Here is a 21,386-nt window from a genome sequence, read left to right as displayed (position 1 = left end):
TTCTTTGCCCTTTCTGGCGAAGAAGACCGGAAAGTGCAAGGAAATCAGTTTTCGATGAGGAAGCTGACGGAGCGCGCCGATACCATGATGTCGTTCTGAACTGCCGTCGCCCCTTTCGGGGTTAGTAGCGACCAGCCACCTTGGCCCGACGCCGGCAGCTTGAAACGCTGTTCCTGATGTCCGCGGTTGAGCAGTATTGCGAGACGCGTTTTCCTGCTGCTGTCGCGATCCTCGGTCTCGATCGCCATGCCGAGCAGGCCGGCATCCGGCCTTTCCCAGTCGGACACCGTCATCGCCGTACCCTCGGCGGAGAACCAGAGCACGTCGCCCTTGCCGTTGAAAAATTCCATATCACTGAAAGCACTGAAGCGGCGGCGGAGGCTGGCGAGCCAGGCCGTGTGGCCGATCAGTTCCTCGTCCAGTGCTGCCCAATCCATCCAGGTGATGTCATTGTCCTGGCAATAGGCATTGTTGTTGCCGCGCTGCGTGCGGCCGCCTTCGTCGCCGGCGGTCAGCATGATCGTGCCACGCGTGGCAAAGAGCGTGGAGAGCATGGCTTCGATGTCGGTACAGCGCTTGCCGAGGATGGCCGGATCGTCCGTCCTGCCTTCGACGCCATTGTTCCAGGAGAGGTTTTCGTTGTGGCCGTCGCGGTTGTTCTCGCCGTTCGCCTCGTTGTGCTTCTGGGCGTAGGAGACGATGTCCATCAGCGTAAAGCCGTCATGGGCGGCGAGGAAGTTGACGCTGCGGGTCTGGGTTCGGCCGTCGCGGCCGAAGACGGAGGACGAACCGGCAAGGATGGTGGCGAGGTCGCCGATCTTGCTGTCATCGCCGCGCCAGAAGCAGCGGAGATCATCGCGGGCGCGGTCGTTCCATTCGAGGAAGGGCGCTGGAAAATTGCCGAGCTGGTAGCCGCCGGGGCCGATATCCCAAGGCTCGGCGATCATGATGCGATCCTGAAGCACCTCGTCGGCAAACAACGACCGCAGAGTCAGGCTTTCAGGGTCAAAACCCTTGGAGGTGCGGCCGAGGACAGTAGCGAGATCGAAGCGAAAGCCGTCGATGCCGGCGTGAAGCACGAAATGGCGCAGGCTGTCGATGATCAGCCGGCGCGTTGCCGACAGATCGCAGGCAACGGTATTGCCGGTGCCGGTGTCGTTGACCAGCGTGCCCGGCTGATCCGGCAGATGGCGGAAATAGGTGGGGTTGTCGAGGCCGCGCAGCGACAGCGTCGGGCCTTGGCGGTCGCTTTCGCCGGTGTGGTTGAAGACGAGATCGAGGATGACGGCGATGCCCTCGGCGTGGAGGGCGGCGACGGTCTCGCGCAATTCCGTAACGCCGCCGGGTACAAGACGCGGGTCGAGCGCCATGAAGGCGACGGGATTGTAGCCCCAGCCATTGGTAAGGCCGAGCGGCGGCAGATGCCGCTCATCGATCCATGCAGTGATCGGCATCAGCTCGACGGCGTCGACATGCAGGCGTTTCAAATGGGCGATGACGGCGGGATGGGCGAGGGCGGCGAGCGTGCCGCGCTTTTCCGCCGGCACGTCCGGATGCAGCATGGTGAAAGGTTTGACGGCGATTTCGTAGATCAGGCCGCCGGGTTGGAACAATGGCTTGGCCGGTTTGACCGCTACATCGCGCGAGACGATGGCCTTCGGCATGAGATCCTGCGTATCCTCGCCGAACGTGCCGAGACGCGGATCGTATTGGAAAGGGCGATCGAGCTCCTTGGCATAGGGATCGACCAGCAGCTTTGCCGGGTCAAACCAGAGGCCCTGGTCTGGATCATAGCTGCCATGGGCGCGAAAGCCGTAGCATGTGCCGCCCTTGATGCCCTCGACGAACAAGCGGTGCTCTTCGCCTTCCCGGGTTAGCGGCAGGCGCGCAACTTCCTTTTTACCCTCTGCATCGAACAGGCAAAGCTCGATCCTGTCGGCATGCTTGGACCAGACTGCGAATTCGACACCGTCGTCGGTGAGGGTGGCGCCAAGGGAGCGGGTGGCGGGCTCTGACATGTCTCGCGGGCTCTCCGGATGGCTCGAGATAGTTCCCTCTCCCCGCTCCTGAGTTTATCGAAGGGCGGGGAGAGGGCTAGGGTGAGGGGCGGAGCCTTCGGCAAACTGTGCCGCCGCGGCGAATTTTGAGAAGGCCCCTCATCCGACCAGTCACCGCCTCACTTCGTTCAGCGGCGCCTGGCCACCTTCTCCCCGCATTTGCGGGGCGAAGGGTTTCTGCCGTTAGGTAATCACAGTCGGCGCATCGCGGCCGGTGCGGCCCTTGATGTCGGCGATCGCCTGGGCGGCGTCGATGAGGTCGGCCAGTGCTTCTTGCGTCTCGATGTTGTGACGGGTCGAATCCGGCTCGTAGCGCTCGATATAGACGCGCAGGGTCGCACCCGTCGTGCCGGTGCCGGACAGGCGGAAGACGACGCGGGAGCCGCCCTCGAACAGGATGCGGATGCCCTGATGCTGGCTGACGGACTTGTCGACCGGATCGTGGTAGGCGAAGTCGTCGGCTGCCGAAACGGTGAGATCGCCGAACTTCGTGCCCGGCAGAGTCGGCAGCTTTTCGCGCAGCGTATCGATCAGGCCGTTTGCGGCATCGGTGTCGACGCCTTCATAGTCGTGGCGCGAGTAATAGTTGCGGCCGTAGGTCGCCCAATGCTGGGTGACGATGTCGATGACACTTTCGCCGCGCACGGCGAGGATGTTGAGCCAGAGCAGCACGGCCCAGAGGCCATCCTTCTCGCGGACGTGATTCGAGCCGGTGCCGGAGCTTTCCTCGCCACAGATCGTCGCCATGCCGGCGTCGAGCAGGTTGCCGAAGAATTTCCAGCCGGTCGGGGTTTCATACATGCCGATGCCGCGCTTTTCAGCGACACGGTCGGCAGCGCCGCTGGTCGGCATGGAGCGGGCAATGCCGGTAAGCCCGCTCGAATAACCAGGCGCGAGATTGGCGTTGGCGGCGAGGATTGCCAGGCTGTCCGAGGGCGTGACATAGATGCCCTTGCCGATGATCAGATTGCGGTCGCCGTCGCCGTCCGATGCCGCGCCGAAATCGGGCGCATCGTCTCCCATCATCTCGTCATAGAGCTCTTTACAATGGACGAGGTTCGGGTCGGGGTGATGGCCGCCGAAATCGGGCAGCGGCAGGAAGTTGCGCACCGAGCCATCCGGCGCGCCGAGACGGATTTCGAATATTTCCTTGGCATAGGGGCCGGTCACGGCGCTCATCGCGTCGAAGTTGAGGCGGAAGCCGAGGCTGATGAGGTTACGGATGGCGCCGAAATCGAACAGCTCTTCCATGAGGGCCGCATAGTCCTCGACCGGGTCGATGACCGAGACGATCATGCCGCCGACATCCTCGCGGGCGATGCGATCGAGATTGATATCGGGGAAATCGGCGATCTTGTAGCTATCGATGACCTTGGAGCGCTCGTAAATCGCGTCGGTGATCTTTTCCGGCGCCGGGCCGCCATTGCTGATGTTGTACTTGATGCCGAAGTCTTCGGTCGGGCCGCCGGGATTGTGGCTGGCCGACAATATGATGCCGCCGAAGGCCTTGTATTTGCGGATGATATGCGAGGCCGCGGGCGTCGAGAGGATGCCGCCCTTGCCGACCATTACCTTGCCGAAGCCGTTGGCGGCGGCCATCTTGATGGCCTTCTGGATGACGTCGCGATTGTAGTATCGCCCGTCACCGCCGATGACCAGGCACTTGCCCTGATAGCCTTCGAGCGAATCGAAGATCGACTGGATGAAGTTCTCGGCGTAGTTCGGTTGCTGGAATACCGGAACCTTCTTCCGAAGGCCTGACGTACCAGGCTTCTGATCGGCAAAGGGGGTGGTGGTAACGGTTTTAATCATTGGGTTAAGCGCCTCTCGAGACAAGTCTGGAGTAGAGAGCCGCGTAGCGTTCTGCGCTCTTACCCCAGGATACGTCGGATTTCATGCCCTGCTTTTGCATCTGCGTCCAGACCTTTCGGTCCTGGAAAAGGTATATGGCGCGGTGGATGGCTTGCAGTAGTCCTTCGGCGGTGACGGGCGAAAATTGAATGCCGGTTGCGACCTTCGCCTGCAGCGCGGCATGGTTGGCATCGATGATGGTATCGTTGAGACCACCGGTGCGCGCGACGATTGGCAGGCAGCCATATCTTAAACCATAAAGTTGCGTGAGGCCACAGGGTTCGAAGCGGGAGGGAATGATGATTGCGTCGCAGCCGGCCTGCATCAGATGCGACATCGCCTCGTTATAACCGGCGGAAACGCCGACGCGGCCGCGATGGCGACCGGCGGCGGCAAAGAGCGCCCCTTCGAGGGCTGCATCGCCGGCGCCGAGAATGGCGAGCTTGGCGCCCATGGCGACGATCTCGCTGGAAATGCTGGCGAGCAGGTCCATGCCCTTCTGCCAGGTCAGCCGGCTGACGACACAGAAAATCGGCCCGTCATCGTCATCAAGGCCGAAATGTTCGACGACCTGCTTGCGATTGATGGCGCGGTCCTTCAGCGTCGAGGGGCCATAGGTTCGGGCGATCATTGGATCCGTTTCGGGGTTCCAGATGCCATCGTCGATGCCGTTGACGATTCCGTGGAGGCTGGCGGCGCGGCTGGCGATAACCCCTTCCAGCCCCATGCCGAATTCCGGCGTCAGGATCTCCCCGGCATAGGAAGGGCTGACAGTGGTCAGGGCGTGGGCCGTCTGCAAGCCGCCTTTGAGGAAACCGATATCGCCGTAATATTCGATGCCTTCCACGGAGTAGGCATGTGGGGGCAGACGCAGGCCGGGGAAGATGCTGGGACCGAACTGGCCCTGGAAGGCGATGTTGTGGATGGTGAGCACGCTCGGCAGTTCCGGCGTCGAAGAGTAGCGCATGTAGACCGGCACCAAGGCCGATTGCCAGTCGTGCACATGCACCAGATCCGGCTGCCAGCCGGGCATCTGGCCGGCGGCAATTTCCGCCCCGGCAAGCGACAGGGCGGCAAAACGCTGCCAGTTGTCGGGATAATCCTTGCCGGTGGCATCGACATAGGGGCCGCCGGTGCGGTTGTAATAGGCCGGGGCGTCGAGCACCAGGAAGGAAATGCCGCTGTGCTCGACTTCGAAGACCGTGGCCTTTTCGCCGAGCAGGTCGGCGAATTCGAGACGGGCCACCGGATTGCGGATGGCCTTCATGACCGCGGGATAACCGGGGATCAGGGTCTTCGTTTCGACACCATGCGGCTTCAGCGCAATAGGCAGGGCGCCGGCCACATCGGCCAGGCCCCCTGTCTTGATCAAGGGGAAGACTTCGGATGAAACCGAAAGAACTTTCATCTGTCAGATATCCAGCTTGTCGATCATCGTCTGCGTGATCAGGCAGATACCGCTTTCCGTGCGGCGGAAACGCTTGGCATCCAGTAGGGGATCCTCGCCGACGATCAGGCCTTCCGGAATGTTGACCCCATGGTCGATGACGACATTCTTCAACTGGGCATGACGACCGACTTTGACGCTTGGCAGCACCACGGCTCCTTCCAGCTTGGAATAGGAGTTGGCGCGCACGCCGGTAAACAGCAGGCTGTTTGACAGGCTCGCACCGGAGATGATGCAATCGCCGGCAACGACGGAGGAGACGGCCGAACCGCGGCGGTTCTCGTCGTCATGGACGAACTTGGCTGGCGGGCTGAGTTCGGCGTAGGTCCAGATCGGCCAGGACTTGTCGTAGATGTCGAGTTCGGGCACCACGGCGGTCAGGTCGATATTGGCCTGCCAATAGGCATCGATCGTACCGACGTCGCGCCAATAGGCTTCGCGCTCGAAATCGGAGCGGACGCAGGACTGTGCGAAGCGGTGGGCGACGGCTTTGCCGTTCTTGACGATGTAGGGGATGATGTCCTTGCCGAAGTCGCGGCTGGAGTTCGGGTCGGCCGCATCGCGCTTCAGGCATTCGATCAGGAACTTCGTGTGGAAGACATAGATGCCCATCGACGCCAGCGCGAAATCCGGATTGCCGGGAATGCCCGGCGGATCGGCCGGCTTCTCGACGAAGTCGATGATTTGGTCCTTCTCGTCGACATGCATGACGCCGAAGCCGACGGCCTCCATGCGCGGCACTTCCAGGCAGCCGATGGTGACCTCGGCACCGGAATCGACGTGCTGCTGCAGCATCCACTCATAGTCCATCTTGTAGATGTGGTCGCCAGCAAGGATGACCATGTATTCCGGGCCGTAGGGCTCGATGATGTCGATGTTCTGGTAGACGGCGTCGGCCGTGCCTTCATACCATTGCGTTTCGGAAACGCGCTGGGAGGCGGGCAGGATATCGAAGCTTTCGTTTCGTTCCGGCCGGAAGAAGTTCCAGCCGCGCTGCATGTGACGGATCAGCGAATGCGCCTTGTACTGGGTCGCCACGCCGATGCGCCGAATACCGGAATTGAGTGCGTTGGAGAGCGCAAAATCGATGATGCGGGTCTTGCCGCCGAAATAGACGGCCGGCTTGGCGCGGCGGTCGGTTAGTTCCTTCAGGCGGCTTCCACGGCCCCCGGCAAGAACGTAGGCCATGGCGTCGCGCGCCAGCGGCTGAAAGCGTTTTTCTACCATTTCATTCCTCCCTGTCCGTAATGGTCTTAAAATTCCGGTTCGAGCATGATGGTTGCGAGCGGCGGCAGCGTTATTGTTGCATGTATGCTGCCACCCGCACTGACGGCCTGGACGCGCCCGCCATTCCCCTTACCGCTGCCGCCATAAATGTCGGCATCGGTATTCAGTATTTCGCGCCACCGTCCCTCAGCCGGCAGGCGCAAAGTGTAATTCTCCCGGTAGACCGGCGTGAAATTGGTGATGACCGCCACCGGCTTTTCGCCGGGCGCCTTGCGCAGCCAGGCAAAGACCGAGTTTTCGAAATCGTCGACGATCAGCCATTCGAAACCTTCGCCCTCGCAGTCGCGGGCGTGCAAGGCCGGCTTGCTGCGATAGGTGAAGTTGAGATCGCGCACGAGGCGCCGCATGCCCTCATGCATGCGGTATTGCAGCAGGTTCCAGTCCAGCGCGCGTTCTTCGCTCCATTCGCTCCACTGTGCGAATTCCTGGCCCATGAACAGCAGCTTCTTGCCGGGATAACCCCACATGAAGGCGTAGTAGGCGCGCAGATTGGCGAATTTCTGCCAGTCGTCGCCCGCCATCTTGGCGATCAGCGACCCCTTGCCGTGCACCACCTCGTCATGGGAGAGCGGCAGGACGAAGTTTTCCGAGAAGGCGTAGATCAGGCCGAAGGTCAGTTCGTTGTGGTGATACTTGCGGTGAACGTGGTCGCGGGCGAGATAGCTCAGCGTGTCGTGCATGAAGCCCATGTTCCACTTGAAGCCGAAGCCTAGGCCGCCTTCGTGGACAGGCTGCGAGACTTTCGGCCACGACGTTGATTCCTCCGCGATGGTCATGACGCCTGGATGGGCGCCATAGAGCCTGCTGTTCATCGACTGCAGGAAGCGAACGGCCTCCAGGTTCTCGTTGCCGCCATATTCGTTAGGGATCCATTCGCCGTGCTTGCGGGAATAGTCGAGATAGAGCATCGAGGCGACGGCATCGACGCGCACGCCGTCGAGATGGAATTTCTCCGCCCAGTAGAGTGCGTTGTTTTGCAGGTAGGCGAGAACTTCGGTGCGGCCGAAATTGTAGATCGCCGTGTTCCAGTCGGGATGAAAGCCCTTGCGCGGGTCTTCATGCTCGTAAAGTGCCGTGCCGTCGAACCGGCGCAGGCCGTGTTCATCCGTCGGGAAATGCGCCGGCACCCAATCGAGAAGGACGCCGATGCCGACCTTGTGACAGCCGTTGACGAAGCGGGCAAAACCTTCCGGCTCGCCGAAGCGGGCCGTCGGCGCATAGAGGCCGGTGGTCTGATAGCCCCAGGACGGATCGTAGGGATGCTCGGTGATCGGCATGAGCTCGATATGGGTGAAGCCCATATCGACGCAATAGGGGATGAGGCGCGAGGCGAGTTCATCCCAGGACAGCATCGTGCCGTCGTCGCGGCGCTGCCATGAGCCAGCATGCACCTCATAGATCGAGATCGGCTGGCGGCGCTGATCGACGCTTGCCCAATGCTCGCGATGGGCCGTGTCCTCCCAGACCTGGGTCATCTCGTTGGCGGTGACCGAGGCGGTCTTCGGGCGAAGTTCGCTGCGACGGGCGAAGGGGTCGGCCTTCAGCGGCTGCAGCACGCCGTCATGGCCGCGGATTTCGAATTTGTAGGCAACGCCGGCCGGAACATCCGGCGCGAAGATCTCCCAGATGCCGGCGTCGGAGCGAAAGCGCATGACATGGCGGCGGCCGTCCCAGCCGTTGAAATCGCCGACCACCGAGACGCGCTGTGCGTTCGGCGCCCAGACGGCGAAGTGAAAGCCCTGTACGCCCTCGTGCTTCAGGGGATGAGCGCCCATCTTGTCGAACAGGCGCAGATGCGTGCCTTCACGCAGGAAATAGTCGTCCATCGGACCGAGGACCGGGCCGAAGCTGTAGGGGTCCGTCACCGCCCATTCGACGTCGCCACGCCGGGCGCGATAACGGACGGGCTGCAGCTTGGTGATTTTAACGTTGCCGGCAAAGAAGCCGGCCGGGTCGAGGCAATCCAGCTCGCCGATGACGGTGCCGTCGAGCGCCATGGCGGTGACGGCTTCCGCGCCGAGAATGAAACAACGGGCAATGAAGCCGTCTTCCGTCTTGTGTACGCCGAGCACGGCGAACGGATCGGAATGGGTGCCTGCGAGAATTGCAGCAATCTCGTCTGCCGAAATGTCCCTCAAGGCTACGCCGTCAACGGGTCTTTTCGGCTTCTTCATCCGGCTCTCCAAATTTCCTTGGCATATTGACGGATCGTCCGATCGGAGGAGAACCAGCCCATGCGAGCGGTGTTGTTGATCGTCTTGGTGTACCATTCGGAGGGCTTGGCCCAGATCGTATCGACGTCGCGCTGTGCGGCGGCATAGGCGTCGAAATCGGCGGCGACCATGAACCAGTCGTGAGCGTAGATGCCGTCAATCAGGCCGGTATAGCGGGTGCGATCGTCCGGAGAGAAGACGCCCGAGGCGATGGCATCGAGTGCCTGCGCCAGCTCGCGCGACCGCGCGATGACGGCGCGCGGATCGTGGCCGTCGCTGCGCAGATTGGCGACTTCATCGGCCGTCAGGCCGAAGATGACGATATTGTCCTCGCCGACATTGTCGCGCATCTCGACATTGGCGCCGTCAAGCGTGCCGATGGTCAACGCGCCGTTGAGGCCGAATTTCATGTTGCCTGTACCGGATGCTTCCATGCCGGCGGTCGAGATTTGCTCGGAAAGGTCGGCGGCCGGAACCATGATTTCGGCGAGCGAGACATTGTAGTTTGGTACGAAGACGACCTTCAGCAGGCCGCGCACCGACGGGTCGTTGTTGATGACGCGGGCAACGTCGTTGATCAGCTTGATGATCAGCTTGGCGTTGTGATAGCTCGGCGCCGCCTTGCCGGCGAACAGCTTTACGCGCGGCTGCCAGTCAAGCTCGGGATGCGAGCGGATTTGGTCGTAGAGCGCCACGGTCTCGATGATGTTGAGAAGCTGGCGCTTGTATTCATGGATGCGCTTGATCTGGATGTCGAACATCGCATTGGGATCGAGCTTGATACCCATGCGGCTGGCGACCAGATTGGAAAGCTGCACCTTGTTGGCGCGTTTGATGGCGGCGAATTTCTCCTGGAAGGCGCTGTCGCGGGCGAATTTGTCGAGTGGCTTCAGTTTTTCGGCATCGTCGAGGAACTCGTCGCCGATGGCCTCGCGGATGAGGCCGGTCAGGCCCGGATTACACTGCATCAGCCAGCGGCGCGGCGTGATGCCGTTGGTCTTGTTGTTGATGCGATCCGGATAGAGCTTGTGCAGGTCGGCAAACACCGTGACCTTCATCAGGTCGGTATGCAGCGCCGAGACGCCGTTGATCGAGTGCGAGCCGACGAAAGCGAGATTGCCCATGCGCACGCGCCGGTCGCCGTTCTCGTCGATCAGCGAGATCGAGCGGATTTCGCCGTCGCTGAAATTGCGGGTCTTGCGGGCCTCGAGCAGGATCTTGGCGTTGATCGTATAGATGATCTGCATGTGCCGCGGCAGCAGCCGCTCGAACAGCGGCACCGGCCAGCTTTCCAGCGCCTCGGGCAGAAGCGTGTGGTTGGTGTAGGCGAAGGTATTGCGGGTGATATCCCAGGCTTGTTCGAATTCCATTCCGTGCACGTCGACCAGCAGGCGCATCATTTCGGAGATGGAGACGGCTGGATGGGTGTCGTTGAGCTGGATCGCGACCTTGTCGGCCAGATTATTCAGGTCGTCATACTGTTGTAGATGGCGGCGCAGGATGTCCTGCAGCGAAGCCGAGGAGAAGAAGAATTCCTGGCGCAGGCGCAGCTCCTGGCCGGCGGGCGTCGCATCGGCCGGATAGAGGACGCGGGTCAGGCTTTCGGCCTTGTTGCTTTCGCGAAGCGCGCCGATATGGTCGCCGGCGTTGAAGGCGTCGAGCAGGATCGGGTCGATCGGCTGCGCTGACCAGAGGCGCAGCGTGTTGACGCGGTTGCCGCGCCAGCCGACGACGGGCGTGTCGAAGGCGGCGGCGATGACGCGCTCGGCCGGCTTCCAGACATAGCGGGGCTGGTCGTCGTGACCGCCGACGGTTTCGACGGCGCCGCCGAAGCCGATTTCATAGGCGCTTTCCCGGCGCTCGAATTCCCAGGGGTTGCCGTGGGCGAGCCAGGTTTCCGGCAGCTCGACCTGCCAGCCGTCGGCCATCTGCTGGCGGAAGAGACCATGGACGTAGCGAATGCCGTAACCATAGGCTGGGACCTCGACGGTCGCCATCGATTCCATAAAACAGGCAGCGAGCCGACCGAGGCCGCCATTGCCGAGCGCCGCATCGGGCTCCAGGCCGGCGATGACGCGGATATCGACGCCGAGCGAGGTGAGCGCGTTAGTGATCTCTTCCATCAGGCCGAGGTTGGAGACCGCATCGCGCATCAGGCGGCCGATAAGGAATTCGAGCGAGAGATAATAGACGCGTTTGGCGTTGGTCTCGTAGGCCCTGCGGGTCGATTCCATCCACTTGTCGATGACGCGGTCGCGAATGACGAGGATGGTTGCCGTCAGCCAATCATGCGGCTTGGCGACTTTTGCGTCCTTGCCGATGCGATAGGTCAGGCGCTCGATGATTTCCTCTGCGAGGATTTCAGGGCGGGAACTGCGGGGAGCTGGGGCGGGGAGATTGGCCTTCGTCAAGCTATTCATACTATCAACTCTCGCCATTTGTGATTTATATTCAGGATGTTACGCCTGTCTAAACCAAATTGCCATCTCGTCTAACTAGCAGTTTACGCACCGATGTAAAGTTGTTGCAACAGGTGAATTCGGGCGGAGGTGAAAATAGCGGGCCAGCCTTCCCGAGGTAGCGAAAAGACTTGATTTCGGTTGTTTTTCCGGCTCTTATCGGCGGATTGATTGACAAGAAAAAGCCGCCCCGGATTGCTTCGGAGCGGCTTTTGTATTTGTGGGGTGGCCGGTGTGTCCGGCGGCGGACTTTATCTGGTCAGAAGGGTGATTTGCTTCGATGTCTGCGCGCCGATGGATTTGAAGGCAGCGATGAGATCGGACATTTGTTGTGCGTCGAAATAGTTGCTGGGGCTTGAGGCGCAGTTCTTCAGCAGAGTTTGCCCACGATCTGGTGCCATGAAGGCGACGGAATAGATGAGGACGCCAGCATCTTTAGCTGCCTTGCATGTGGCCAACGTTTTTGTGTCGGAGCTAGTCGCGTTGTTTTCACCATCCGTCATGAGGACGATGATCTTCTGAAAAGTCGTGTTGCCCTTCGCCGCTTGGGCGTTTGCTTCCGAAGATGCCGAAACGTTCTTATAGGCCAGCGCCATTGGAGCGCTCGACTCTGTGCCGCCATTGGCGTTCAAGCCGCTGATGACATTGGAGCGCGTTGTTGTTGTTCCCCACGCAAGAGCGCTGGAACTGTCGACTTCGCTGCTCCAGGCAATGGCAGCCGTACGGACATATTGTGACTTGGGATCGGCGCTATCCAATTGATCGAGCAGAGTGCCGACCGCAGTCTTCAGAGCTGCTATTTTCTTAATATAGCAGGGGCTTTTTGCCTTCGGATATTGGTAGAGGTAATTGCCTTCGGTGTAATATTGGGTGCAGCTCTTCTGACTCGTATCGATAACATCGGTGTTCAGCAGCATGGATCCGGATTTATCGAGCGCAATCTCCATGGAAAGTGCGATTTGCTTAGCCGCTGCCGCACTCCCACTGGTCGATGTACTCGAAGCGGAGACCTGCATTGTCTTCATACCCAGCAACTGGCTCATGCCGTTAACCGACATGCCGTAGGAGGCATTGACGGCGACGGTATAGCTGGTGCCGCCGGACGAGTTTGTGGCTGATGTCACGTTGGCTGTCGTCCCGGCTTTCAAGGCATTGGCGGTATTCGTATCGCCGGCGAGATAGTTCGACATCTGCCCGGTCACGAACTGGGTCGCCAGTTGCTGGGCATTGCTTGTCGTGGCGTTACCATTGGCAAGCGCCGTCGCCGTCGCAAGGGCGGCCGCATCGGTCGCCTGCTGCAACTGGCTGTTGGACACGGTCATGTTGGTGACATCGACAGCCACGCCTGCCGTCGCCGCCACGACCGGAACGGCAATCGCGGTCAGGATGCCGAAATTGCCCGCGCGATCGTGTATAAGTTGTAATAGACTGCGAAATTTACCCGAACCATTGATCATCACGTTCGCCCCAACGAAGTAATAGCCTCAGAATGGCGGCAAATATCGGCGAGAAATCTAAGCTCGCCGTTTAGATGATCGTTCGACTTTTAGCGACTGGCGTAATTAATGCTGCTTTAGTGGAATAACATCCACGGCTTGGACGGTCTTCTGGCTGCCGTAGCTTTTCAGCACGCCGATGACGGGGGCGACGTCGGAATAATCGCGGCCATAGGCGACGACGATATGGTCGGTGCCGGCGGGGATGTTGTTGGTCGGGTCGAGCTCGATCCAGCCCGCCGTTTCGCCGCACCAGACGCGCACCCAGGCATGCATGGCGTCGGCTCCCTCCAGCCGCTCCTTGCCGGGCGGCGGGATGGTGCGCAGGAAGCCGCTGACATAGCCGGCGGGAATGCCGAGGCTGCGCAGCGCGATGATCATCACATGCGTGAAATCCTGACAGACGCCGCGTTTCAGGCGAAACGCCTCCTTCGGCGTGGTTTCCACCGTCGTCGCCTTGGCGTCATAGGTGAAATCCTTGTGGATCTGGGTGCAGACGGCATGGGCGATCTGCATCACGGTCAGCTTGGTCGCCGCCCATTGCCGGGCATAGTCGGCGATCTCGGGCGTTTCCGGCAGGCGCGGGCTGGTGCCGAGGAAATGGTGCGGCGAGGACGAGCCGACCGTCCAGCAGTCGCTGATCTCGTCCGGCAGTTTGGCCAGCACGGGGGAGAAGTCGGCGCTAACCGGCTGGCTTTCCACCTGTACGCGCGCCTGCATGCGGATATCCAGCTTTTCGTGGTGATTGCGCACCAGGATCGAGGTCGTGGGATGCTGGAAGAAATCGGTGAAGTTCGATTGTTCGTCTGGCTGCGGCGAGATTTTCAGCGAGCCGGCAATCAGGCGCTGGCGGTTGTCAAGCGACAGCGGCAGCAGGCGCATGATATGGCGCGCGCCGCTCGCTGGCACGTCGTAGATATAGCCCATGTGCAGCGACAGGTCGTAAAGCATCACATCATCCGAGATAGGTCTGGGCCAGAAGGTCGGAGAGCCGTTCCAGCTCCCGTTCCAGCCGCTGATAGACCTCGTCGTTCATTGTTTCTGGGGTCATGACGGCCAGGCCCGAATGCAGCCGCATGGCTTCGCGGTAGAAGGGCGACATCTGGCCGTTGACGAAGGCGTTCGGCAATTGCTCGACCTCGCGGTGGATCTCGTTCATCTGGAAGAGGATCGAGCGCGGGTTGAGCGGATCGAGCGCCAAGAGATCAGTCACTGTCAGCCGCGCCGTGTTGACATTGTAGCGGCGGCGATGGGTCATGACGCTGTCGCCGATTTCGAGCAGCATGTCGAGCGCGCCGTCGGGCGCTTCCGGCCCGGACATGTGGCCGAGCAGACGCGTCATGTGCAGTCCGCGCTCGATATAGCGGCCGAGCGACAGGAAACGCCAGCCGGTGAAGCGGTACATGTTTTCATGCACGAGACCGGCAAAGCCCGCGAGCTTGCGCAAAAGGATGGTCATGGCATGGCTGGCGTCGTCGCCGGGCTTGACCGTTTCATGGAAGCGGCGGGCGGTCTTGGCGAGATCGTTCAGCGCCAGCCAGCCGTCCGGTGAGAAGCGGTCGCGGATGTTGCTGGCGGAATAGACGGCACTTTCGATGTTGCGCAGCAGGCTTTCCGGCACGGCCTCCTCGGTATCGATATCGACAGCCCCGAGATAGGTGCTGACATCGGCGAGCAGCGGCTGGGTGGGATCGGCCGATTCGGCAAAGCGCGCGTGCCAGGCGCGCAGGATGCGCAGTGCCCCTTCGGCGCGTTCGATATAGCGGCCAAGCCAGAAGAGGTTGTCGGCGGCGCGGCTCGGCAGGCTGCCGGGCATGTTCCGGGTAAAGGTCTCTTCGGCGGGCAGCAGCGTGTGTCGTGCCACCGGCTTGTCGGAGACGATCCAGACGTCGGCGGCCGAACCGCCGGCCTGCATGGCGATGGCGGCGACATCGTCGCCGCTGCCGATGCGGGCAAAGCCGCCGGGCATGATCTGCCAGCCCTTTTCGGTGCGGGCGGCAAAGACGCGCAGGCTCATCGGCCGCGGGATCAGCTTGCCGTTTACCCAGGCGGGCGTCGTCGAGAGCGTGACGACCTCCTGGCCGACCAGCTTCTGGCCGTCCTTCGCCAGCCAGTCGGCAATCGATTCCTTGGCGGTGGTGCGTAGCGTCGAGCCGAGCACGGATTGGCCGTTGTCATCGAAGAAGGGCATGCAGGAATAGGCCGGGCCGATCACCATCTTCTCGATATGCGCGGCGACATGGGCGCGCTCGGCCTTCTGTCCGCACCACCAGGTAGCGATCGATGGCAGTTTCAGCTCTTCACCGCGCAAATGCCGACAGATGGTAGGCATGAAGGCGAGCAGCGCGCGGGTTTCGAGAATGCCGGAACCGAGCCCGTTGACGATGGTAACGGTTTGCGCCCTGAGCGCTTCCACCAGGCCCGGCGTGCCGATATGGGATTGCTGGTTGAGTTCCAGCGGGTCCGCATAGGAGGCGTCGAGGCGGCGCCAGAGCACGCTGATCGGCCGCAACCCCGCGACTGTGCGGACCATGAGCTGATCGTTGACGACGGTGATATCCTCGCCCTCGAGCAGCATGAAGCCGAGATAGCGGGCGATATAGGCGTGTTCGTAATAGGTCTCGTTGGCCGGCCCCGGCGTCAGGACGGCGATGCGATCCGTCGCGCCGCGCTTTGCGCCCTGAAGCGTATCGCGGAAGGCACCGAAGAAGGAGGCGAGGCGATGCACCTTGGTTTCCGCGTAGATGTCGGAAAAGGCGCGGGTGGTGGCAACACGGGTCTCCAGCGCGAAGCCGGCACCAGACGGCGCCTGGGCGCGGTCGGCGAGCACCCACCAGTTGCCGTCAGGCCCACGGCCGATCTCGAAGGCGAGGAAATGCAGATAGTGCCCGCCAGCAGGCTTGATGCCGGCAAGCGGCCGCAGGAATTCCGGATTGCCGCCCACCAGCGCCGGCGGCAGCAGGCCTTCCTGCACCAGCCGGTTGTCGCCATAAATATCGGCGATGACCTCTTCGAGCAGGTCGGCGCGCTGACAAAGACCTTCCGACAGCGTCTGCCATTCACGCTCATCGATCAGCACGGGAATGTGCGAAATCGGCCAGTTGCGTTCGCTGAGACCCTTCGCTCCATAGGCCCGATAGAAGACGCCTGCGTCGCGCAGATAGCGGTCGGCACGGGCGAAGCGCTCCAGAAGTTCCTGTTCCGGCATGCGGCTGAGGGCTGCGAGCAGGTTCTGCCAGACCGGGCGCACGGCTCCGGTATTGTCCACCATCTCGTCGGCGACGCCAGGCAGGGCCGAATAGGCAAAGGCCGGATCGTTGCCGATGCCAGCCTTTACCGGATCACGCCGTTTCGTCGCTGTTTTTTTGCGCATGCTTATTCCTGTTTCAAACTCCTATCGGCCGCCTGAGATCAAGCGTCAGCGGAAATTCGCCCGACACCGTTTCCGTCCGCAGAGTATAATCGCCCGCCATATGTCCCCAAGGCTCGAATCGCGCCAAGCGCCGCGCTTCGGCTTCGTTGCCATTGACGGGGAAGGTGTCATAATTCCGGCCGCCCGGATGGGCAACATGGTAGATGCAGCCACCGATCGAACGTTTCGACCATGTATCATAAATGTCGAAGGTCAGTGGCGTATTGATCGGCAAAACCGGATGCAGGCCGGATGCCGGATGCCAGGCCTTGTAACGGACGCCGGCAACCGAAACGCCGGAGGCGCCCGTCGGCGTCAGCGGCATGGCGCGGCCGTTGCAGGCGACAGTGTAGCGCGCCGGATTGTTGGTTTCGAGCCGCACCTGCAACCGTTCCAACGATGAGTCGACATAACGGACGGTGCCGCCGACCGCGCCCTCTTCACCCATGACATGCCAGGGCTCGAGCGCCTGGCGCAGTTCCAGCTTGCTGCCCTCGTATTCGACTTCGCCGCAGAAGGGGAAGCGGAATTCGAGCTGAGCCTGAAACCATTCGGGACGAAGGTCGAAGCCGTTTTGCCGGAGGTCGGCAAGCACGTCGAGAAAATCCTGCCAGATATAATGCGGCAGCATGAAACGGTCATGCAAAGCCGTGCCCCAACGGACGAAATTGCCGTCGATCGGGTTGCGCCAGAAGCGGGCGATGAGGGCGCGGACCAGCAATTGCTGGGCAAGGCTCATGCGGGCATTCGGCGGCATTTCGAAGCCACGGAATTCCACCAGGCCCAGGCGGCCGGTCGGGCCGTCCGGCGAAAACAGCTTGTCGATGCAGATTTCCGAGCGGTGGGTGTTGCCGCTAACGTCGGTCAGCAGATTGCGGAACAGGCGGTCGACGAGCCAGGGTAGCGGCGGGATGCCCTGGCCGGGTGCGGGCACCTGGGCCATCGCGATTTCCAGCTCGTAGAGGCTGTCGTGGCGCGCCTCATCGAAGCGTGGGGCCTGGCTCGTCGGGCCGATGAACAGGCCGGAAAAGAGATAGGAGAGCGCCGGATGGCGCTGCCAATGCAGCACCAGGCTCTTCAACAGATCCGGCCGGCGCAGGAAAGGGCTGTCGCCCGGATTGGCGCCGCCGACAACGACATGGTTGCCGCCGCCGGTGCCGGTGTGGCGGCCGTCGATCAGGAACTTGTCGGTGCCGAGACGTGTCAGCCGGGCCTCTTCATAAACCGCCGTGGTGATGTCGACGCAGTCCTGCCAGTTCGACGCCGGATGGATGTTGACCTCGATCACGCCGGGATCGGGGGCGACGCGGATGACGTTGATACGCTCGTCCTGGGGTGGCGAATAGCCTTCGATATGCACCGGCAGTCCAAGTTCCGCCGCAGCATTTTCCGCCGCGGCCAAAAGTTCGAGATACTGCTCGATCCCTTCGGTCGGCGGCATGAAGACGCAGAGCCGACCGTCGCGCGGCTCGACCGAAATGGCCGTGCGGACCGCGCCTTTGATGTCGCCAAGCGTCTGTTCGGTGCGCGATTGCGCTCCTTCGCCGGCTTGGAAGGACGCTTCCGGCATGGCGCGACCGGCCGGCACGATGACATCGGGCAAGGGCGTGCGCGGGATGGAGGGGTCGACGGTGTGGATATAGGGATAACGCGACGGCGGCACATAGGGCAGGGTGCCGAGCGGCAGGCGGTAGCCGATCGGCGAGTCACCCGGCATCAGGTAGATCTTGCCGCGGCGCGTGCTCCATTTCTCACTGATCCAACGCGTTGCTGAAGCCCGCGCATTCCAGGCTTGTACGGGAAGGACATAGCCGGTCGCCGTTGTCAGGCCGCGTTCGAAGACGCGGGCAATACGGCTGCGTTCCTCGGGGTCCTTGAGTTTCGAATTGGACGGATCGACGTTTTCCGGCAGGCTGCCTTCCTTGATGATCCATTCGGCCGGGTCTTCATAGGCCGGCAGCACCATCTCGGGCTCGATCGCCAGTTCCTTGGCAATTGCGCTCAGAAGCTTTCCGGCATCCTCTACGCTTGCGCCGGTCTTTGCCGTCTCTTGCGCGATCAGAGCGGGGTTCTGCCAGACCGGCTTGCCGTCCTTGCGCCAGTAGAGCGAGAAGGTCCAGCGCGGCAGGCTTTCGCCCGGATACCATTTGCCCTGGCCGTAGTGCAGGAAGCCACCGGGCGCGAAGCGATCGCGCAGGCGACGGATCAGCTGATCGGCCCGGTCGCGCTTGGTCGGGCCGACGGCGGCGGTGTTCCATTCTTCAGCTTCGAAGTCGTCGATCGAGATGAAGGTGGGTTCGCCGCCCATGGTCAGGCGCACGTCGTCGCTTTGCAGGATGCGATCGACCTCTTCGCCAAGTGCATTCAGGGCATCCCAGCTTTCATCGGAGAAAGGCTTGGTGATGCGCGGATGCTCGGCGACGCGGGTGACCTTCATCGCAAAGTCGAATTCGGTGTTGGCTTCGCCGAAATAGCCGCCGGAGATCGGGGCGGCGTTGCGAAAATGCGGCGTAGCGGCGAGCGGAATATGGCTCTCGCCGGTCAGCAAGCCGGACGTCGGGTCCAGGCCGACCCAGCCGGCGCCGGGAAGATAGACTTCCACCCAGGCATGCAGGTCGGTGAAGTCGACCTCCGTGCCCGAGGGACCGTCGAGCGCCTTCAGGTCCGGGGTGAGCTGAATGAGATAGCCGGAGACGAAGCGGGTGGCGAGACCCAGGTGACGAAGGACCTGGACGAGCAGCCAGCTCGTGTCGCGACAGGAGCCTTTGGCGGTCTCCAGCGTTTCCTCCGGCGTCTGCACGCCGGTTTCCAGGCGAATGACGTAGCCGATTTCCTGCTGCAGCCGTGCATTGATGCCGACGATCATATCGACGGTGGGCTGCTGCTCGGAGCGGTCGAGCGTGGCGAGGAAGGCTTCGAGGCGCGGTCCCGGCACCTCCGGCTTCATGTAGATCGACAGATCCTCGCGAAGGGTCTCCGGATAGTCGAAAGGCCATTTGGTGGCCTCTTCCTCGACGAAGAAATCGAAGGGATTGTAGACCGTCATGTCGGCAACGAGATCGACCTCGATCTTCAGCTCGGTCACCGGATCGGGGAAAACGAAGCGGGCGAGATAATTGCCGTAGGGGTCCTGCTGCAGATTGACGAAGTGATTGGAGGGCGTGACCTTCAGGGAGTGACTGAGGACGCGGGTCTTGGAATGCGAGGCTGGTTTCAGGCGAATGACTTGGGGGCCAAGGCGGATCGGATTGTCGTATTTGTAATGGGTGAGATGATAGATGCTCGCTTTGATCGCCATATTGTCTCTTTGCCTAGCCCCGCATCGTTGTGCGGCAGTTGCTGTTCCCGGTGGCAGTGTGTGCAATGCAGCGAGAGAATGCAAGGCGTCTTGGCGGTCAATCGGGGCTGTCACGTACAATGCCAAAGCAAAAGCGGCGAGCTTTCGCCCGCCGCCGTGAAGTCATTGCCATTAAAGACCTTAGCTTCTGCCGAATTCATCGACCAGACGGATGATGTCGTCTTCGCCGAGATAGGAGCCCGTCTGCACCTCGATCAGCTCCAGCAGGATCTTGCCGGGGTTGGACAGGCGGTGGACTTCGCCGAGCGGGATGTAGACCGACTCGTTCTCGCGCAGCATCTGTACATTCTCGCCGACCGTCACTTCAGCCGTGCCCTTGACGACGATCCAGTGTTCGGAGCGGTGGTGATGCTTCTGCAGCGACAGCTTCTTGCCGGGAAGCACGAAGATGCGCTTCACTTGGAAGCGTTCGCCATTCAGCACCGAGGTATAACCGCCCCAGGGGCGATAGGACGTCGGATGCGTCTCGGTGAGCTTCGCCGTGGTCTTGTGGCCCGCCAGTAGCTTGACCAGCTTGCCGACTTCCTGGCTGTCCTTGAGATGACCGACATAGACGGCATCTTCGCTGGCGATGACCGCGACGTCCTCAAGCCCCTGTACGGCGAGGTGGATGCCGTGGGTCATGACGAGCGAGTTCTTGGTATTGACCAGCGTCGTGCTGCCGGCCGCGACATTGCCGTTGTCGTCCTGCTTGCCGACCTTCCAGACCGAATCCCAGCTTCCGAGATCCGACCAGGTGAAGGGCGAGGGGACGACGGCTGCGTTCGCCGTCTTTTCCATCAGCGCATAGTCGATGGAGATATCCGGGCTCTTTGCGAAGGCCTCGGCATCGAGGCGGGTGAAGTCGAGGTCGCGCTTCGATTTGGAGACCGCCTTGCTGGCTGCTTTTTCGACTTCGGGCGCATATTCGCCGATTTCGGACAGAAGCTGGGCGGCGGAGAACATGAACATGCCGGAGTTCCAGTAGAACCCGCCGCTGGCGATCATCTCCTCGGCTTTTTCGAGGGCCGGCTTTTCGACGAAGCGCTTGACGACATGGGCGCCTGTCGGCAGCGCCTTGCCGCTTTCAATATAGCCATAGCCGGTTGCCGGTTCGGTCGGTGCAATGCCGAAGGTGACGAGCTTGCCCTGGAGCGCGGTGTCGCGGGCAATGCGGACGCAATCGTAATAGGTCGCGTTGGCATCGATCTCGTAGTCGGAGCCGAGGACGTGCATGGTCGCGTCTTTGCCGAAAAGCTCGGTGACGAGCGCGGCGGCGGCGGCGACGGCGGCGGCGGTGTTGCGAGCAACCGGCTCCAGCAACACGGCGGCCAGTGTCAGGCCGAGTTCACGCGCCTGCTCGGCGACGAGGAAGCGGAATTCTTCGTTGGTGAGCACGATCGGCGCTTCATAAAGCTCGGGATCGGAAACGCGCTCCAGCGTATTCTGAAAGAGCGTCCTGTCGCCGATGAACTGGATGAATTGCTTTGGCGCCGAGGCGCGAGACAGCGGCCATAACCGTGTTCCCTTGCCTCCGGCCATGATCACCGGGACGATTTTCGCTGCCATTCTTTCTCTCTCCTAGACACTTGTTCAAGCGTTACGCGAAGGTTTGCAACCTATGAGATTGTCAACGTCATTCCTTCGACAACTCATATCGCCATTGCGATCTGCCGTCGACTGGGAACTTCATCGATCTTAGTGTGGAAGTTCTAATAGACTCTCATCGGAGAGCTTACGTTTCGACGAAAAGGAGGCAGCCGTATGGCGGATCGCTTGCCGCGAGAGGTGACCGCTGCCGCACAAGGCGGCAACGGTCATATATTT

General features: G+C 61.5%; 11 protein-coding genes. All 11 read right to left on the bottom strand.

Annotated elements, in window-relative coordinates:
* Positions 1-44: 44 nt before the first annotated feature.
* The 11 genes from glgX to AC1RO0_RS07190 all read right to left on the bottom strand — a co-directional run bounded on the left by glgX (position 45) and on the right by AC1RO0_RS07190 (position 21,128).
* Positions 45-2,018 carry a glycogen debranching protein GlgX gene (gene glgX / locus AC1RO0_RS07240; RefSeq protein WP_498592185.1) on the bottom strand — a complete coding sequence of 658 codons (1,974 nt, stop codon included), beginning with the start codon at positions 2,016-2,018 and terminating at the stop codon, positions 45-47.
* A gap of 222 nt (positions 2,019-2,240) precedes the next feature.
* Positions 2,241-3,869, bottom strand: a complete 1,629-nt coding sequence (locus AC1RO0_RS07235; RefSeq protein WP_498592184.1) for an alpha-D-glucose phosphate-specific phosphoglucomutase — start codon at positions 3,867-3,869, stop codon at positions 2,241-2,243.
* 4 nt (positions 3,870-3,873) lie between these two features.
* Entirely contained in the window at positions 3,874-5,316 is a 1,443-nt protein-coding gene (glgA, locus tag AC1RO0_RS07230) for a glycogen synthase GlgA (RefSeq protein WP_498592183.1), read from the bottom strand.
* Between the two features lie 3 nt (positions 5,317-5,319).
* The gene (glgC, locus tag AC1RO0_RS07225; protein ID WP_498592182.1) at positions 5,320-6,582 is read right to left on the bottom strand and encodes a glucose-1-phosphate adenylyltransferase; all 1,263 of its coding nucleotides are present in this window, start codon (positions 6,580-6,582) and stop codon (positions 5,320-5,322) included.
* Positions 6,583-6,608: 26 nt separating this feature from the next.
* The gene (glgB, locus tag AC1RO0_RS07220; protein WP_498592181.1) at positions 6,609-8,816 is read right to left on the bottom strand and encodes a 1,4-alpha-glucan branching protein GlgB; all 2,208 of its coding nucleotides are present in this window, start codon (positions 8,814-8,816) and stop codon (positions 6,609-6,611) included.
* On the bottom strand, positions 8,813-11,275 hold the full coding sequence (locus AC1RO0_RS07215) for a glycogen/starch/alpha-glucan phosphorylase (RefSeq protein WP_498592180.1): 2,463 nt from the start codon (positions 11,273-11,275) through the stop codon (positions 8,813-8,815). Before AC1RO0_RS07215 ends, glgB begins: the two co-directional genes overlap by 4 nt.
* Before the next feature lie 290 nt (positions 11,276-11,565).
* Positions 11,566-12,771, bottom strand: coding sequence for a vWA domain-containing protein (locus AC1RO0_RS07210; RefSeq protein WP_498592179.1), 1,206 nt, complete (start codon positions 12,769-12,771; stop codon positions 11,566-11,568).
* Between the two features lie 105 nt (positions 12,772-12,876).
* Entirely contained in the window at positions 12,877-13,761 is an 885-nt protein-coding gene (locus tag AC1RO0_RS07205; protein ID WP_498592178.1) for a transglutaminase family protein, read from the bottom strand.
* Between the two features lie 4 nt (positions 13,762-13,765).
* On the bottom strand, positions 13,766-16,183 hold the full coding sequence (locus tag AC1RO0_RS07200; RefSeq protein WP_498592177.1) for a circularly permuted type 2 ATP-grasp protein: 2,418 nt from the start codon (positions 16,181-16,183) through the stop codon (positions 13,766-13,768).
* 13 nt (positions 16,184-16,196) lie between these two features.
* Positions 16,197-19,520, bottom strand: a complete 3,324-nt coding sequence (locus AC1RO0_RS07195) for a transglutaminase family protein (protein ID WP_498592176.1) — start codon at positions 19,518-19,520, stop codon at positions 16,197-16,199.
* Positions 19,521-19,700: 180 nt separating this feature from the next.
* Positions 19,701-21,128 (bottom strand): mannose-1-phosphate guanylyltransferase/mannose-6-phosphate isomerase, encoded by a 1,428-nt coding sequence (locus tag AC1RO0_RS07190; RefSeq protein WP_498592175.1) that lies wholly within the window; start codon positions 21,126-21,128, stop codon positions 19,701-19,703.
* Positions 21,129-21,386 lie beyond the last annotated feature (258 nt).

Source organism: Rhizobium sp. GW821-FHT14E12, from assembly GCF_058803745.1.
Note: the sequence above shows the minus strand (reverse complement) of the source record. Positions and strands in the feature narration are given on the sequence as shown.

Bases quoted from the DNA above. Each gene is read 5' to 3' on its own strand.
- glgX (WP_498592185.1), bottom strand. From the start codon at position 2,018: ATGTCAGAGCCCGCCACCCGCTCCCTTGGCGCCACCCTCACCGACGAC.
- AC1RO0_RS07235 (WP_498592184.1), bottom strand. From the start codon at position 3,869: ATGATTAAAACCGTTACCACCACCCCCTTTGCCGATCAGAAGCCTGGT.
- glgA (WP_498592183.1), bottom strand. From the start codon at position 5,316: ATGAAAGTTCTTTCGGTTTCATCCGAAGTCTTCCCCTTGATCAAGACA.
- glgC (WP_498592182.1), bottom strand. From the start codon at position 6,582: ATGGTAGAAAAACGCTTTCAGCCGCTGGCGCGCGACGCCATGGCCTAC.
- glgB (WP_498592181.1), bottom strand. From the start codon at position 8,816: ATGAAGAAGCCGAAAAGACCCGTTGACGGCGTAGCCTTGAGGGACATT.
- AC1RO0_RS07215 (WP_498592180.1), bottom strand. From the start codon at position 11,275: ATGAATAGCTTGACGAAGGCCAATCTCCCCGCCCCAGCTCCCCGCAGT.
- AC1RO0_RS07210 (WP_498592179.1), bottom strand. From the start codon at position 12,771: ATGATCAATGGTTCGGGTAAATTTCGCAGTCTATTACAACTTATACAC.
- AC1RO0_RS07205 (WP_498592178.1), bottom strand. From the start codon at position 13,761: ATGCTTTACGACCTGTCGCTGCACATGGGCTATATCTACGACGTGCCA.
- AC1RO0_RS07200 (WP_498592177.1), bottom strand. From the start codon at position 16,183: ATGCGCAAAAAAACAGCGACGAAACGGCGTGATCCGGTAAAGGCTGGC.
- AC1RO0_RS07195 (WP_498592176.1), bottom strand. From the start codon at position 19,520: ATGGCGATCAAAGCGAGCATCTATCATCTCACCCATTACAAATACGAC.
- AC1RO0_RS07190 (WP_498592175.1), bottom strand. From the start codon at position 21,128: ATGGCAGCGAAAATCGTCCCGGTGATCATGGCCGGAGGCAAGGGAACA.